The organism is Methanocalculus sp., from assembly GCF_029762515.1.
Classification (GTDB): domain Archaea; phylum Halobacteriota; class Methanomicrobia; order Methanomicrobiales; family Methanocorpusculaceae; genus Methanocalculus.
This window is the reverse complement of record NZ_JARVGN010000489.1, coordinates 1-1555: the sequence shown is the minus strand read 5'-3', so window position 1 is coordinate 1555 and position 1555 is coordinate 1. Positions and strand designations below refer to the sequence as shown.

The 1555-nt window shown below is 52.7% G+C and carries 1 protein-coding gene and 2 pseudogenes; all 3 read right to left on the bottom strand.

The window, feature by feature from the left end; translation table 11 throughout:
- A pseudogene (locus QCH34_RS12485) lies at positions 1 to 305 on the bottom strand (disulfide reductase); the annotation flags it as partial.
- Between the two features lie 8 nt (positions 306 to 313).
- On the bottom strand, positions 314 to 1231 hold the full coding sequence (hdrB, locus tag QCH34_RS12480; protein ID WP_300334608.1) for a CoB--CoM heterodisulfide reductase subunit B: 918 nt from the start codon (positions 1229 to 1231) through the stop codon (positions 314 to 316).
- Positions 1231 to 1555: pseudogene (locus tag QCH34_RS12475) on the bottom strand (CoB--CoM heterodisulfide reductase subunit C); the annotation flags it as partial. The pseudogene QCH34_RS12475 and the gene hdrB, both read right to left, overlap by 1 nt.

Below are 1555 nucleotides of genomic sequence, written 5' to 3'. Positions count from 1 at the left end.
ATCTCGAACCTGAACGGATTCAGTCCACCCTCTTTGGATGCTGTCCTGAACGTCGGCTCGTGGAGACGTGGAGAACATGCGGCAACGACGACACCGGTGAGATTGTACTCTTTGATGTCCTCTTCGATCTTCTTCTGTCCCGGGGTTGAACACATGTACTGGTATTCGTCTACCCGGACGACATTTGGAATTCCTTTTGAAAACTCTTCAAGTTCCTTAATGTCGATAGAACCAGCGATGTTGGTACCACAGTGACAGATATATACACCAACTCGTGGTTTTTGTGATTTTGCTTCGTCAACCATAGTGCACCTCACTGGAGTTTGTTCAGGAATGGTTCGCAGGAGATTCCATGGAGATCAAGTGCGAGATCCTGCGGGCTCATGCCCTGTGCAAGGCCAAGCAGTTCATTGAAGTGGAGAACAGGAATCGTCCACTCGACACCGAACTTCTCCCCGATCTCGATCTGGCCCCGGTCAAACTGGAGCTGACAGAATGGGCAGACTTCGGTGATTGCGTCCGCACCGACCTCATTCATATTGATCAGCTTCTCGTTGGTGATGTCGAGGGCATGTGCAATATCATAGCCCCGGACACCGCCGCCTGCGCCACAGCACTGCATCTTGTTGCGGTACTGGACCGGCTCTGCACCAAGTGCGCCAACGAGCTCCTCCATCCACATCGGGTTTTCGGTATCTCCGACCGCCTCGACCTCAAACTCACGGTCTTTCCGTGGTTTCAGCAGGTGGCATCCGTAGTGGACGGCGATCTTGACACCCTTGAGGGGTGTTGTCACGCTGTCGGCGAGTTTTGCCACACCACAGATCTTCTCATCATAGTAGATCTCAGCAAGGTGGCGGACATCGATGGTTCCTTTAAACTCCATATCGATCTCTTTGAGGACTTCGTTGACGTCGTCCCTGAGCTCGTCATGGTGTTTGAGCTTGTGGTTAACCTCCCAGATTGACTTGTAACAGCCGTTGCAGATGAGGGCGATATCCATATTCATCTGCTCTGCAAGGACGAGGTTGCGTGCCGCCATCGCGTACCAGACCTTGAGGTCGATGGACCCGAATGCACCTGGTGCAGGACAGCATGATGCGCCTTTGAGAGGGAGAAGTTCGATACCGACGTTCTTACTGGTCTTGATGGCCGCTGCCTCAATGCCAGGGTACCGGTTTGGTGCGATGCATCCAAGGAAGAATGCGTATTGGTGTGTTTTTCCTGACATTACTGACCCTCCGCCAGAATTTCATCAGCTTTGTCCTTCAGGCCATAGTGGTCGAGGATCTTCTGAATTCCTGGAATGAAGTCCGGATATTTTGCTGTCGTCTCGGGTTCTGCTTCGAGTCCGAGCCTGACACGGGCTGCACGGTTCACATCGTTGTTTGGAACCCCGTGCCCGGTCTTATAGATGAACTGAACAGTGTTTAGGAAGTTTCGTGGGACAATCTCGCGCTTAAATGCGAGATTTCTCATCGCCATGATAACATCGGTCGGGGCGATGTCACGGGGGCACCGGTCAGTGCATGAGTAGCAGGTGGTGCAGAGCCAG